Source organism: Pseudomonas azotoformans, assembly GCF_001579805.1.
In the GTDB taxonomy this organism is placed as follows: Bacteria; Pseudomonadota; Gammaproteobacteria; order Pseudomonadales; family Pseudomonadaceae; genus Aquipseudomonas; species Aquipseudomonas azotoformans_A.
In genome coordinates, this window is record NZ_CP014546.1 from 3,968,847 (window position 1) to 3,981,076 (window position 12,230).

Annotated in this window: 11 protein-coding genes; 8 read left to right on the top strand and 3 right to left on the bottom strand. The window is 62.2% G+C overall.

The window, feature by feature from the left end:
* Positions 1-77 precede the first annotated feature (77 nt).
* The 7 genes from AYR47_RS18575 to araH are packed head-to-tail and all read left to right on the top strand — an operon-like array spanning position 78 to position 8,416.
* A complete protein-coding gene (locus AYR47_RS18575) occupies positions 78-1,400 on the top strand; it encodes an MFS transporter (RefSeq protein WP_061436250.1) in 1,323 nt (440 codons plus the stop codon).
* 15 nt (positions 1,401-1,415) lie between these two features.
* Positions 1,416-2,405, top strand: coding sequence for an AraD1 family protein (gene araD1 / locus AYR47_RS18580; protein ID WP_061436252.1), 990 nt, complete (start codon positions 1,416-1,418; stop codon positions 2,403-2,405).
* 11 nt (positions 2,406-2,416) lie between these two features.
* Positions 2,417-3,997, top strand: a complete 1,581-nt coding sequence (locus AYR47_RS18585; protein ID WP_061436253.1) for an aldehyde dehydrogenase (NADP(+)) — start codon at positions 2,417-2,419, stop codon at positions 3,995-3,997.
* Positions 3,998-4,033: 36 nt separating this feature from the next.
* Entirely contained in the window at positions 4,034-4,897 is an 864-nt protein-coding gene (locus AYR47_RS18590; protein WP_061436255.1) for an SMP-30/gluconolactonase/LRE family protein, read from the top strand.
* Positions 4,898-4,934: 37 nt separating this feature from the next.
* Positions 4,935-5,939, top strand: a complete 1,005-nt coding sequence (locus tag AYR47_RS18595) for a substrate-binding domain-containing protein (RefSeq protein ID WP_016976497.1) — start codon at positions 4,935-4,937, stop codon at positions 5,937-5,939.
* Positions 5,936-7,438, top strand: coding sequence for an L-arabinose ABC transporter ATP-binding protein AraG (araG, locus tag AYR47_RS18600; protein ID WP_061436256.1), 1,503 nt, complete (start codon positions 5,936-5,938; stop codon positions 7,436-7,438). Before AYR47_RS18595 ends, araG begins: the two co-directional genes overlap by 4 nt.
* A gap of 9 nt (positions 7,439-7,447) precedes the next feature.
* Complete coding sequence (araH, locus tag AYR47_RS18605) at positions 7,448-8,416, top strand: L-arabinose ABC transporter permease AraH (RefSeq protein WP_033903156.1); 969 nt, start codon at positions 7,448-7,450, stop codon at positions 8,414-8,416.
* A gap of 249 nt (positions 8,417-8,665) precedes the next feature.
* Here araH and AYR47_RS18610 read toward each other — a convergent pair whose 3' ends face one another.
* A complete protein-coding gene (locus AYR47_RS18610) occupies positions 8,666-9,814 on the bottom strand; it encodes an aldose epimerase family protein (RefSeq protein ID WP_061436258.1) in 1,149 nt (382 codons plus the stop codon).
* 137 nt (positions 9,815-9,951) lie between these two features.
* Between AYR47_RS18610 and AYR47_RS18615 the strand changes: the two genes are divergently transcribed.
* Positions 9,952-10,719 (top strand): SDR family NAD(P)-dependent oxidoreductase, encoded by a 768-nt coding sequence (locus AYR47_RS18615; RefSeq protein ID WP_033903158.1) that lies wholly within the window; start codon positions 9,952-9,954, stop codon positions 10,717-10,719.
* Here the strand turns inward: AYR47_RS18615 and mug are convergent.
* Entirely contained in the window at positions 10,694-11,227 is a 534-nt protein-coding gene (gene mug, locus AYR47_RS18620) for a G/U mismatch-specific DNA glycosylase (protein WP_033903159.1), read from the bottom strand. The two genes, AYR47_RS18615 and mug, sit on opposite strands and share 26 nt — an antisense overlap.
* The gene (locus tag AYR47_RS18625; protein ID WP_061449446.1) at positions 11,224-12,222 is read right to left on the bottom strand and encodes an AraC family transcriptional regulator; all 999 of its coding nucleotides are present in this window, start codon (positions 12,220-12,222) and stop codon (positions 11,224-11,226) included. The genes mug and AYR47_RS18625 overlap by 4 nt, the downstream gene beginning before the upstream one ends.
* Between the last annotated feature and the right edge of the window lie 8 nt (positions 12,223-12,230).

Genomic DNA, 12,230 nt, shown 5'->3' on the forward strand with positions numbered 1-12,230 from the left:
TGAGGTATGGCCCTGGCGGATTTTCGCGAGAGGCGTCCCCCGAGCTTCTATAAAAACAACAATCGGAGATCGACCCCATGAGCCAGGAACTGCGGCTTATTCGGCGCATCACGCTGAAACTGATTCCCTTCCTGATCCTGCTGTACCTGATCGCCTACGTGGACCGCTCCGCCGTGGGCTTCGCCAAGTTGCACATGGGCGCCGACGTCGGCATTGGCGACGCCGCCTACGGCTTGGGTGCAGGGTTGTTCTTCATCGGCTATTTCCTCTTTGAGATCCCCAGCAACCTGATGCTTGATCGCTTCGGCGCCCGGCGCTGGTTTGCGCGGATCATGATCACCTGGGGCGCCATCACCATCGGCATGGCCTTCGTGCAGGGGCCGCACAGCTTTTACGTGATGCGCTTTTTGCTCGGCGCGGCGGAGGCGGGGTTCTTTCCGGGCGTTCTGTACTACATCACCCAGTGGTTCCCGGTGCGCCATCGCGGCAAGATCCTCGGGCTGTTTATCCTGTCCCAGCCCATCGCGATGATGATCACCGGGCCGGTGTCCGGTGGTTTGCTGGGCATGGACGGCATCCTTGGCCTGCATGGCTGGCAGTGGCTGTTCATCGTCATCGGCACGCCGGCGATCCTGCTGACCTGGCCGGTACTGCGCTACCTGCCGGACGACCCCAAGCAGGTCAACTGGATGAGCGAGGATGAAAAAGCCTGGCTGACCGGCGAACTCGCCAAAGACCTGCAAGCCTACGGCCAGACCCGTCACGGCAACCCGCTGCATGCCTTGAAAGACAAGCGCGTGCTGCTGCTGGCGCTGTTCTACCTGCCGGTGACCCTGAGCATTTATGGCCTGGGCCTGTGGCTGCCGACCTTGATCAAGCAATTCGGCGGCAGTGACCTCACCACCGGTTTCATATCTGCCGTGCCGTACATCTTCGGCATCATCGGCCTGCTGATCATCCCGCGCAGTTCCGACCGTTTGAATGATCGCTACGGCCATCTCGCCGTGCTTTACGTGCTGGGCGCCATCGGCCTGTTCTGCAGCGCCTGGCTCAGCGTGCCGGTGCTGCAAATGGCCGCGTTGTGCCTGGCGGCGTTCGCGATGTTTTCCTGCACGGCGGTGTTCTGGACCTTGCCGGGACGGTTCTTTGCCGGCGCCAGTGCGGCGGCGGGCATCGCGTTGATCAACTCGGTGGGCAACCTCGGCGGCTATATCGGCCCGTTCGTGATCGGCGCGCTCAAGGAATACACCGGCAACCTGGCGTCGGGCTTGTACTTCTTGTCCGCAGTGATGGTGTTTGGCTTGCTGCTGACGGGGGTGGTCTATCGCCTGCTCGAACGCCGGCATGTGTTGCCTGCCGACCAATTCGCCGCCAGTGCCCGTGGCGCTACACGTACTTGATTCAGGAGAAATGACATGCGTTTGGTTCAGTTTGAATTACGTAACGGTGAACGCCGCGTTGGCGTGGTGGAAGGCAGTAAAGTGCGTGAGGTCAACAGCGCCCGCACAGTGCGCGAACTGGCCCTGGCTGCGATAGACGCCGGTGTCGGCCTGGCGCAACAGGTGGACAGCCTGGGCTTGGGCGACAGCTACGATTACGCCACTTTGCTGGCCGACCTGAAAATCCTGCCGCCGTTGGACCACCCGGACCCGGCCCACATGCTGATCAGCGGTACCGGCCTGACCCACCTGGGCAGCGCCTCGGCGCGGGACAAGATGCATCAGGCCGGTGATGACACCGCACTGACCGACACCATGCGCATCTTCAAATGGGGCGTGGAGGGCGGCAAGCCGGAATCCGGTCAGGCAGGCGTGCAACCGGAGTGGTTCTACAAGGGCGACGGCAGCATTGTGGTGCGCCCCGGCGCTGCCTTCCCGTCGCCGCCTTTCGCGGAGGATGCGGGGGAAGAGCCCGAGATCGGCGGCCTCTACGTCATCGGCCCGGACAGCCAGCCCTATCGCGTTGGTTTCGCGGTGGGCAACGAGTTCTCCGACCATGTCATGGAGCGCAAGAACTACCTGTACCTGGCCCATTCCAAACTGCGCAGTTGCAGCTATGGCCCCGAGTTGCGCGTGGGCGAGTTGCCCCAACACCTGGCGGGCACCAGCCGCATTCTGCGCGACGGCGAAGTGATCTGGCAGAGCGAATTCCTCAGCGGCGAGGCCAATATGTGCCACAGCCTGGAAAACCTCGAGTACCACCACTTCAAGTACCGTCAGTTCCTCACGCCGGGCGATGTGCACGTCCACTTCTTCGGCACCGCGACCCTGTCATTCGCTGACGGTATACGTACCCAGGCTGGCGATGTGTTCGAGATCAGCCAGGCCGAGTTCGGCGCGCCGCTGGTCAATAGCGTCGGCAGCAGCGATGCGGCATTCGAGCCCGGCCACGTCATCACCCTTTAAAGGAGATTTTCATGACCCAGTCACTTGGCCACAACTACATCGGCGGCCAGCGCAGCGCCAACGGCAGCGTTAAACTGCAAAGCGTCGATGCCGCCACTGGCGAAGCCCTACCGCAGGATTTCTACCAGGCTACTCCGGAAGAAGTCGACGCCGCCGCCAAGGCCGCCGCGCAGGCTTACCCTGCGTACCGAGCGTTGAGCGCGGCGCGCCGTGCGCAGTTCCTCGATGCGATTGCCGATGAACTGGATGCGTTGGGGGATGACTTTGTCGAGCTGGTCTGTCGCGAAACCGCCTTGCCCGCCGCACGCATCAAGGGCGAGCGCGGGCGTACCAGCGGCCAGATGCGCCTGTTCGCCAGCGTATTGCGTCGCGGTGATTTCTACGGCGCGCGCATCGACAAGGCTTTGCCAGATCGCCAGCCGATGCCGCGCCCGGATTTGCGTCAATACCGCATCGGCCTGGGGCCGGTAGCCGTATTTGGTGCAAGCAACTTCCCCCTGGCGTTTTCTACTGCGGGCGGCGACACCGCCGCCGCGCTGGCGGCAAGCTGCCCGGTGGTGTTCAAGGCCCACAGCGGGCACATGGCGACGGCCGAGCGGGTTGCCGATGCAATCATCCGCGCGGCCGACACCACCGAGATGCCCGCCGGTGTGTTCAATATGATTTTTGGCGGTGGCGTCGGTGAAGCGCTTGTCAAACACCCGGCGATCCAGGCGGTGGGCTTTACCGGCTCGCTCAAGGGCGGTCGTGCGTTGTGCGATATGGCGGCAGCGCGCCCGCAGCCGATCCCGGTGTTTGCCGAAATGTCGAGCATCAACCCGGTGATCGTGCTGCCCAAGGCGTTGAAAGCGCGTGCCGAAAGCGTCGCACGTGACCTGACTGCCTCGGTGGTCCAGGGTTGCGGCCAGTTCTGCACTAACCCAGGCCTGGTGATTGGCATCGCATCGCCTGAGTTCACCGCGTTCACCCAACAAGTCGCGCAATTGATCGGCGACCAACCGGCGCAGACCATGCTCAACGCCGGCACCCTTGGCAGCTATGGCAAGGGCCTGGAAAAGCTCCTGGCACATCCGGGCATCCAGCACCTGGCGGGCCGCCAACAGGCCGGCAACCAGGCGCAACCGCAGTTGTTCAAGGCCGATGCGAGCCTGTTGATCGACGGCGATGCAGTGCTGCAGGAAGAAGTCTTCGGCCCCACCACGGTGTTTGTCGAAGTGGCCGACCAGGCCCAGCTCAGCGCCGCCTTGCAGGGGCTACACGGCCAACTCACCGCCACGATCATTGGCGAGCCGGCTGATCTGCAACAGTTCGCCGAACTCACGCCCCTGCTGGAACAGAAGGTCGGCCGCATCCTGCTCAACGGTTACCCGACCGGTGTGGAGGTCTGCGATTCAATGGTGCACGGCGGGCCGTACCCGGCCACGTCGGATGCCCGTGGCACGTCGGTCGGTACCTTGGCCATCGACCGTTTCCTGCGCCCCGTGTGCTTCCAGAATTACCCTGATAGCCTGCTGCCCGACGCGTTGAAAAACGCCAACCCGTTGCGTATCCAGCGGCTGGTGGATGGCACGCCATCTCGCGACCCGCTGTAACGCGCACCTGAGAACAACAACAATCCAGGAGGCATCATGTCGTGTATCGCCGTTACCCCGCACCGTGCGCAGTTGGGCGAAGGTCCGTTCTGGGACGCGCCGACCCAGGCGTTGTACTGGGTCAATATCGCCGGTAAACAGGCGCTGCGCCTGATGGACGGGCAATTGCAGGTGTGGCAATTGCCCGAGCATGTCTCAGCCTTCATTCCGTGTGAAAGCGGCGATGCCCTGGTGACCTTGAGCAGCGGCGTGTATCGCCTCGACCTGGCCACCGAAGCCCTGACCCTGCTGTGCGTCGCGGACCCGCAACCGGGCAACCGTGGCAATGAAGCGCGCTGCGATGCCCAGGGCCGCCTGTGGCTAGGCACCATGCAGAACAACATCGGCGAGCAGGGCGAAGATCTGCCCATCACCCGACGCTCCGGCGGCCTGTTTCGTATCGATGCTGATGCGCAGGTCACGCCGTTGCTCAGTGGCTTGGGCATTCCAAATACCTTGCTGTGGAGCGACGACGGCCGCCATGTGCACTTTGGCGACAGCCTGGACGGCACGTTGTACCGATATGGAATTAAAGCCGACGGCCAACTCGGTCCCGCGCAAGTCTGGTTCGGCCCCCACGAACGCGGCGGGCCGGATGGCTCGGCCATGGACGTTGACGGTTACACCTGGAACGCCCGCTGGGACGGCAGTTGCCTGTTGCGCCTCACGCCCGACGGCGAAGTAGACCGCATCATCGAACTGCCCGTCAGCCGCCCCACCAGTTGCGTGTTTGGTGGCCCGGATCTCACCACCCTCTATATCACCAGTGCCGCGAGCCCTTTGGCTCACCCCCTGGATGGTGCGGTATTGGCCATCGAAGTTGATGTACCTGGAAAACCCTGTCACCGCTTTGCCGGATAAACCCAAGACTTAAAAACAACAACAAGGAGTCACCCGTATGAATCGTCGTCGTGGTTTGCGTTCCCTGTGCTGCGCCGCTGTGGCGGTCTCGGCCATGAGCTTGAGCGGGCTGTTGCTGGCCGCTGAAGAAGTGAAGATCGGTTTCCTGGTCAAACAGGCTGAGGAACCGTGGTTCCAGACCGAGTGGGCCTTTGCCGAGAAAGCCGGCAAGGAACATGGCTTCACCGTGATCAAGATCGCTGTGCCCGATGGTGAGAAAACCCTCTCGGCCATCGACAGCCTGGCCGCCAACGGTGCCAAAGGCTTTGTGATCTGCCCGCCGGACGTGTCCCTCGGCCCGGCCATCGTCGCCAAGGCCAAGGCCAACGGCTTGAAAGTCATTGCAGTGGATGACCGCTTCGTCGACGCCAAAGGCAACTTCATGGAAGACGTGCCGTACCTGGGCATGGCGGCCTTCGAGGTCGGCCAGAAGCAAGGCGCCGCCATGGCCGCCGAAGCGAAAAAACGCGGCTGGGACTGGAAGGACACCTATGCGGTGATCAACACCTTCAACGAGCTCGACACCGGTAAGAAGCGCACCGATGGCTCGGTCAAATCCCTGGAAGAAGCCGGCATTCCCAAGGATCACATCTTGTTTACGGCCGCCAAGACCCTGGATGTCCCAGGCAGCATGGACGCCACCAACTCGGCCCTGGTGAAACTGCCCAGCGGCGCGAAAAACCTGATCATCGGCGGCATGAACGACAACACCGTGCTCGGCGGCGTACGCGCTACTGAAAGCGCCGGCTTCAAGGCGGCCAACGTGATCGGCATCGGCATCAATGGCACCGACGCCATCGGCGAGCTGAAAAAACCGAGCAGCGGCTTCTTCGGTTCGATGCTGCCGAGCCCGCACATCGAGGGCTATAACACCGCGCTGATGATGTACGAGTGGGTCACAAAAGGCACCGAGCCGCCGAAGTACACGGCCATGGACGAAGTGACCCTGATCACCCGTGAAAACTTCCAAGCCGAGCTGACCAAGATCGGGCTGTGGCAATGACTGCTGCCGCCTTGCGATTTGACGGCATCGGCAAAACCTTTCCGGGGGTCAAGGCGCTGGATGGCATCAGCTTCAGCGCCCACCCTGGGCAGGTGCACGCGTTGATGGGCGAGAACGGCGCGGGCAAGTCGACGCTGCTGAAGATCCTCGGCGGCGCCTACATTCCCAACAGCGGCACGCTGCAGATCGGCGAGCAGGTCATGGCCTTCAAAAACGCTGCTGACAGCATTGCCAGCGGCGTGGCGGTGATCCATCAGGAACTGCACCTGGTGCCGGAAATGAGCGTGGCCGAGAACCTGTTTCTCGGGCATTTGCCATCGAGGTTCGGCGTGGTCAACCGGGGGCTGCTGCGAGAGCAGGCCCTTGCTTGTCTGAAGGGCCTGGCGGATGAAATCGATCCTGCCGAGAAGCTCGGGCGTCTTTCCCTGGGCCAGCGCCAACTGGTGGAAATCGCCAAGGCGCTGTCCCGTGGTGCCCATGTGATTGCGTTTGATGAGCCCACCAGCAGCCTTTCCGCACGGGAGATCGACCGCTTGATGGCGATCATCGCGCGCCTGCGCGATGAGGGCAAAGTGGTGCTCTACGTGTCGCACCGCATGGAGGAAGTGTTCCGTATCTGCAATGCGGTGACGGTGTTCAAGGACGGCCGTTATGTGCGCACCTTCGAGGACATGAGCACGCTGACCCATGACCAGTTGGTGACCTGCATGGTCGGCCGCGATATCCAGGACATCTACGACTACCGCCCGCGTGAGCACGGCGAGGTGGCGCTCAAGGTCGACGGCCTGTTGGGGCCTGGCCTGCGTGAGCCGATCAGTTTCGACGTGCGCAAGGGCGAGATTCTTGGCCTGTTCGGGCTGGTCGGGGCAGGGCGCACGGAGCTGTTCCGCCTGCTCAGTGGCCTGGAGCGTGCCAGCGCCGGGCAACTGCAACTCTGTGACGAGCCGCTGCATCTGCAGTCACCACGTGACGCCATCGCGGCCGGTGTGCTGTTGTGCCCGGAAGACCGCAAGAAGGAGGGCATCATTCCGCTGTCCAGCGTCGCCGAGAACATCAATATCAGCGCGCGGGGCGCCCATTCCACGTTTGGCTGGCTGCTACGCGACGGCTGGGAGAAGGGCAACGCCGACCAGCAGATCAAGGCCATGAAGGTCAAGACGCCCAACGCCGCGCAAAAAATCATGTACCTCTCCGGCGGCAACCAGCAAAAAGCCATTCTCGGCCGCTGGCTATCGATGCCGATGAAAGTGTTGCTGTTGGACGAACCCACCCGTGGCATCGATATCGGCGCCAAGGCCGAGATCTACCAGATCATCCATAACCTCGCTGCTCAGGGCATTGCGGTGATCGTGGTGTCCAGCGACCTCATGGAAGTGATGGGCATCAGCGACCGCATCCTGGTGCTGTGCGAAGGCGCGCTGCGCGGCGAACAAATCCGCGAACACGCGACTGAATCCAACCTGCTGCAATTGGCCTTGCCGCGCAGCCTGGCGAACTGAGAGACGATTATGACCCCTCAACACAACGTGCTGCCCACCGCGCGCAAGCCCTTGGACCTGCGCGCATTGCTGGACAACTGGGCGATGCTGCTGGCCGCCGTGAGCATCTTTTTGCTGTGCGCCTTGCTGATCGACAACTTCCTTTCACCGTTGAACATGCGCGGGCTGGGCCTGGCGATTTCCACCGTGGGCATCGCGGCTTGCACCATGCTGTTCTGCCTGGCATCGGGGCATTTTGACTTGTCGGTGGGCTCGGTCATCGCCTGCGCCGGGGTGGTGGCGGCGATTGTGATGCGCGACACCGACAGCGTCATGCTTGGCATTGGCGCGGCGCTGCTGATGGGCCTGATGGTGGGGCTGATCAACGGCATCGTCATCGCCAAGCTGCGGGTCAATGCGCTGATTACCACGCTGGCGACCATGCAGATCGTGCGTGGCCTGGCGTACATCTTTGCCAACGGCAAGGCGGTGGGCGTGTCCCAGGATCAGTTCTTTGTCTTCGGTAACGGCCAGTTGTTTGGCGTGCCGGTGCCGATCCTGATCACCATTTTGTGCTTCCTGTTCTTCGGCTGGCTCCTCAACTACACCACCTACGGGCGCAACACCATGGCCATTGGCGGCAACCCGGAAGCGGCGTTGCTGGCGGGGGTGAACGTGGACCGCACCAAGATCCTGATCTTCGCTGTGCATGGGGTGATCGGGGCGTTGGCTGGGGTGATATTGGCGTCGCGCATGACCTCCGGCCAGCCGATGATTGGCCAGGGCTTTGAGCTGACAGTGATTTCGGCGTGCGTGCTGGGCGGGGTTTCGTTGAGTGGCGGGGTAGGGATGATCCGCCATGTAATCGCCGGAGTGTTGATTTTGGCAATCATCGAGAATGCGATGAACCTGAAGAACATCGACACGTTCTATCAGTATGTGATCCGGGGTTCGATCCTGCTGCTGGCCGTGGTCATCGACCGCATGAAACAACGCTGATTGTGGAGACTGGGCTTATGTGGCGAGCGGGCTTGTTGTGGCAGCCGAGCTTGTTGTGGCGAGCGGGCTTGCCCCGCGTTGGGGCGCGAAGCGGCCCTAAAACCTGCAACGGGGTTCGGACTGGAAGAATGCAGTGACTGTATTGGGGCTGCTTCGCAGCCCAACGCGGGGCAAGCCCGCTCGCCACAACAAGCCCTCTAGCCACAAACAACGGACCCGCCTCGTTAACCGAAGCGGGTTTAGGTCAGATCAGTCGGTGGTGAATTTGAAGACGGTGTTCTGGGTATAGGTCTGACCTGGGTTCAGGCGCGTAGAGGCAAACGCCGGCTGGTTAGGCGCATCCGGGAAATGCTGGGTCTCCAGCGTAAACCCGCTCCAGTGCTGATAGGTCTTCCCAGCCTTGCCCTTCACCGACCCATCCAGGAAGTTGCTGGTATAAAACTGCACCCCAGGTTCGGTGGTAAACAGCTGCAAGCGCCGCCCCGACTCAGGATCATGCACCTCGGCCGCAAGCTGCTTCACATCACCTTTGTTATCCAGCGCCCAGTTGAAGTCAAACCCACCCTGTTTCGGCTCGGCAAACTTGAGCTGCGGGTGATCCTCCTTGATGTGCTGGCCGATGGGTGTCGGTTTCAGGAAGTCCATCGGCGTGCCCATGACGGGTGCCAGTTCGCCGGTAGGGATCAGGGTGGCATTCACCGGCGTGTAATGGCTGGCGTGCAACGTGGCAACCTGCTTGAGGATGTCGCCATTGCCCGCGCCGGCCAGGTTGAAGTAGCTGTGGTTGGTGAGGTTGAGCACCGTGGGTTTGTCGGTGGTGGCCTTGTAGTCGATGTGCAGTTCGTTGTTGTCGTTGAGGCGGTAGGTGACCTCGGTCTTCAGGTTGCCGGGGAAGCCCATTTCACCGTCCTTGGACAGGTAGGTGAGGGTCACGCCCACCGAGTCCTTGGCCTTGACGGGCGTGGCTTTCCATACGTGCTTGTCGAAGCCCTGGGCGCCGCCATGCAGCGAATTGGGGCCGTCGTTGAGCGGCACCTGGTAGCGCTTGCCGTCGAGCTCAAAAGCGCCACCGGCCAGGCGATTGCCGAAGCGCCCGATGGTCGCGCCGAAAAATGCGGTGCCGCTTTGATAGCCCTGCACGTCGTCGAAGCCCAGCACCACGTCCTCGACCTTGCCGTGTTTGTCCGGCACCTTGAGCGATTGCAACACGCCGCCGTAGGTGATGACCGTGGCTTGCATGCCGTGGCTGTTGCGCAGGATGTACTGTTCGACGGCGATGCCGTCGTAGGTTTTACCGAAAGGTTTGTGTTCGCTGGTGAGGCCTGCGGCCTGGGTGCCGCCGCTGGCGATCAGCATGGACATCGCCAGGCCCGACAGCAGGTATCGAGGGTGCTTCATGATCGAACTTCCTTTTGTTGTTTTGAGTGGAATAGTTCTACTAATGTGCGATATTTTGTCGATAGAGCAGCAAATTTATAGCCTTTAACGCCATTTTTGCAAAATAAAATAAGACTAATTAAGCGAGGCAAGCTTTCATGACGACCCAGCACGCTGTTTACCCCGACCTCGAAGGCAAGACGGTCCTGATCTCCGGAGGCGCTTCGGGCATTGGCGAATTCATGGTGCGCGCCTTTGCAGCGCAAGGTGCCAAGGTCGGCTTTGTCGACCGCGCTCAAAGCCAGGGCGAACGCTTGGCGGCGCTGCTGAGTTTGCGCGGGCACACGGTTGAATTCGTAAATTGCGACATCACTGATGAGATCGCCTACAAGGCCGCCATCACGCGTTTCGAACACTCCCTGGGGCCGATCACCGTGCTGGTGAACAACGCCGCCAATGACGTGCGCCACACCTTGGAAGAGGTCGACTCGGAAATGTTCGATCGGCTGATTTCCGTCAACCTCAAGCACGCCTTCTTCGCCGCCAAGGCGGTGGTGCCGATGATGAAAAGCGCGGGCGGCGGGGCGATCATCAACCTCGGTTCAGTTGGCTGGATGATGGCCTCCGCCGGCTACCCGGTGTACGCCGCCAGCAAGGCCGCCGCCCACGGCATGACCCGCGCCCTGGCCCGGGAACTGGGACCGAGCCGGATCCGTGTGAATACGCTGGTGCCGGGGTGGGTGATGACGGAAAAACAATTGGCGATGTGGGTCGACGATGCGGCTAAAGAGCTGATCAGCCGCAGCCAGTGCCTGCCGGGCAGTGTGCTGCCGGAACACATCGCCAATATGGCGTTGTTTCTCGCCTCCGATGCCTCGGCGATGTGTTCGGCGCAGAACTTTATTGTGGATGGCGGCTGGGTGTAGGTGTTTGGCAAGCCAGGCACAGCTCGCGGTAGGCATTCACAAGCTGTTCCAGGCTGAACGCCAGGTTGCGCCCGCTGGGGTTGGGTAATACCCACACGGACGCGCCGCCCAGCAACTGCGGCTGTAATCCCCAATCAACCTGGCGCTGGCCCGACAACGCGCTATAACCGGCCTTGCCGAGAAAGGCCACGAAGCGTGGCTGATAGCGTCGGATCTTGTGTTCGAACGCCGCTGCGGCATCCGTGAACTCATGCCGGGCCAGTTCTCCGGCGCTGGCCGTGGGCCGTTCTACGACCGTGGTCAGGCCGCAGCCATAGTGCGGCAGTGTAGGGCCGTCCTCGGGACGTATCTCATGCGGCGTGAAACCGGCCAGGTGCAAGGTGCGCCAGAAACGGTTGCTGCGATTGGCAAAGTGCAGGCCCAGTGCGGCGGAGCCTTTGCCGGGGTTGATGCCGCAGAACACCACGTTCAGGTGATCGGCCAGGATGTCTTCGAGGCGGTCGTTCATGTTGGGCTCCTGCCGCGCTGACGGCTGGCCCCAGGGGGTTGGCCGGTAATACGCTTGAACGCACGGCTGAACGCTGCCTGAGAGGTATAGCCCAGGCGCAGCGCCACTGCCTCGATAGGCAAACGCTCCAGGGTCAGCCATTGGCTGGCCAGGCGCATGCGCAATTGCGTCACGTAGCGCAGGGGCGGGATGCCCAGGGTGGCCTGGAAGCGCTCGGCGAACACCGAACGGGAGGTGTGACAGTGCGCCGCCAATTCGGCCACGCTCCAATCGCGGCCAGGTTGCTGGTGCAGGACGAGCAGGGCACCGGCCAATCGCGTGTCGCGCAGCGCCGCCACCAATCCCGATGCATTCCCGCAGGCACATTCCACCCAGCCCCGCACGATCATGGCGGCGACCACATCGGCCAGGCGCGCGAGGATGCCGCAGTAGCCGATGCGGGCAGCGGACACTTCACGCTCCATCACCGCCAGGATCGGCATCAGGCCGGGGTAACGCTGGCCCTGGGCATCGATCAGCATCAAGGCCGGCATCAGGCTACCGAGCCCCTGGAGACTGCCGAGTTCGAACGCCATGCAGGCGCTGAACAGCAAGGTGCTGGGGGGCGTATCAGGGGACGCATCCACGGCGCAGACGGTATCGCCCAACGCGGTCGCGGCAAAGCCGTCAATGTCCTGCACAGGCCTGTCCGCATCGGAGGACAGCGCATGGGCGCCGCCGTGGGAGATGAACACGGCATTGCCTGCCGACAATTCAAACAGGCCACCGTCGTCGGTTTTCAGGGTGGCCGTGCCTGCGGCCAGGAAGTGGAAGTAGGCATGTCCGGGTTTGGCCGCAAAGCCCATGCCGAAGCTCGGTCCGGCCTGGATGCGCCGGTACTGCACCCCACTCAGGCGCATGCCGCGCAGCAGTTCGTCGATGAGGTCGGAGGACTGATTGAAAGGGGCCATTGCAGTCATGGTCGGGGTTTTGGTCAAAAACTCAAGGGTCTGCATCATAGATC

Bases quoted from the DNA above. Each gene is read 5' to 3' on its own strand.
- AYR47_RS18575 (WP_061436250.1), top strand. From the start codon at position 78: ATGAGCCAGGAACTGCGGCTTATTCGGCGCATCACGCTGAAACTGATT.
- araD1 (WP_061436252.1), top strand. From the start codon at position 1,416: ATGCGTTTGGTTCAGTTTGAATTACGTAACGGTGAACGCCGCGTTGGC.
- AYR47_RS18585 (WP_061436253.1), top strand. From the start codon at position 2,417: ATGACCCAGTCACTTGGCCACAACTACATCGGCGGCCAGCGCAGCGCC.
- AYR47_RS18590 (WP_061436255.1), top strand. From the start codon at position 4,034: ATGTCGTGTATCGCCGTTACCCCGCACCGTGCGCAGTTGGGCGAAGGT.
- AYR47_RS18595 (WP_016976497.1), top strand. From the start codon at position 4,935: ATGAATCGTCGTCGTGGTTTGCGTTCCCTGTGCTGCGCCGCTGTGGCG.
- araG (WP_061436256.1), top strand. From the start codon at position 5,936: ATGACTGCTGCCGCCTTGCGATTTGACGGCATCGGCAAAACCTTTCCG.
- araH (WP_033903156.1), top strand. From the start codon at position 7,448: ATGACCCCTCAACACAACGTGCTGCCCACCGCGCGCAAGCCCTTGGAC.
- AYR47_RS18610 (WP_061436258.1), bottom strand. From the start codon at position 9,814: ATGAAGCACCCTCGATACCTGCTGTCGGGCCTGGCGATGTCCATGCTG.
- AYR47_RS18615 (WP_033903158.1), top strand. From the start codon at position 9,952: ATGACGACCCAGCACGCTGTTTACCCCGACCTCGAAGGCAAGACGGTC.
- mug (WP_033903159.1), bottom strand. From the start codon at position 11,227: ATGAACGACCGCCTCGAAGACATCCTGGCCGATCACCTGAACGTGGTG.
- AYR47_RS18625 (WP_061449446.1), bottom strand. From the start codon at position 12,222: ATGCAGACCCTTGAGTTTTTGACCAAAACCCCGACCATGACTGCAATG.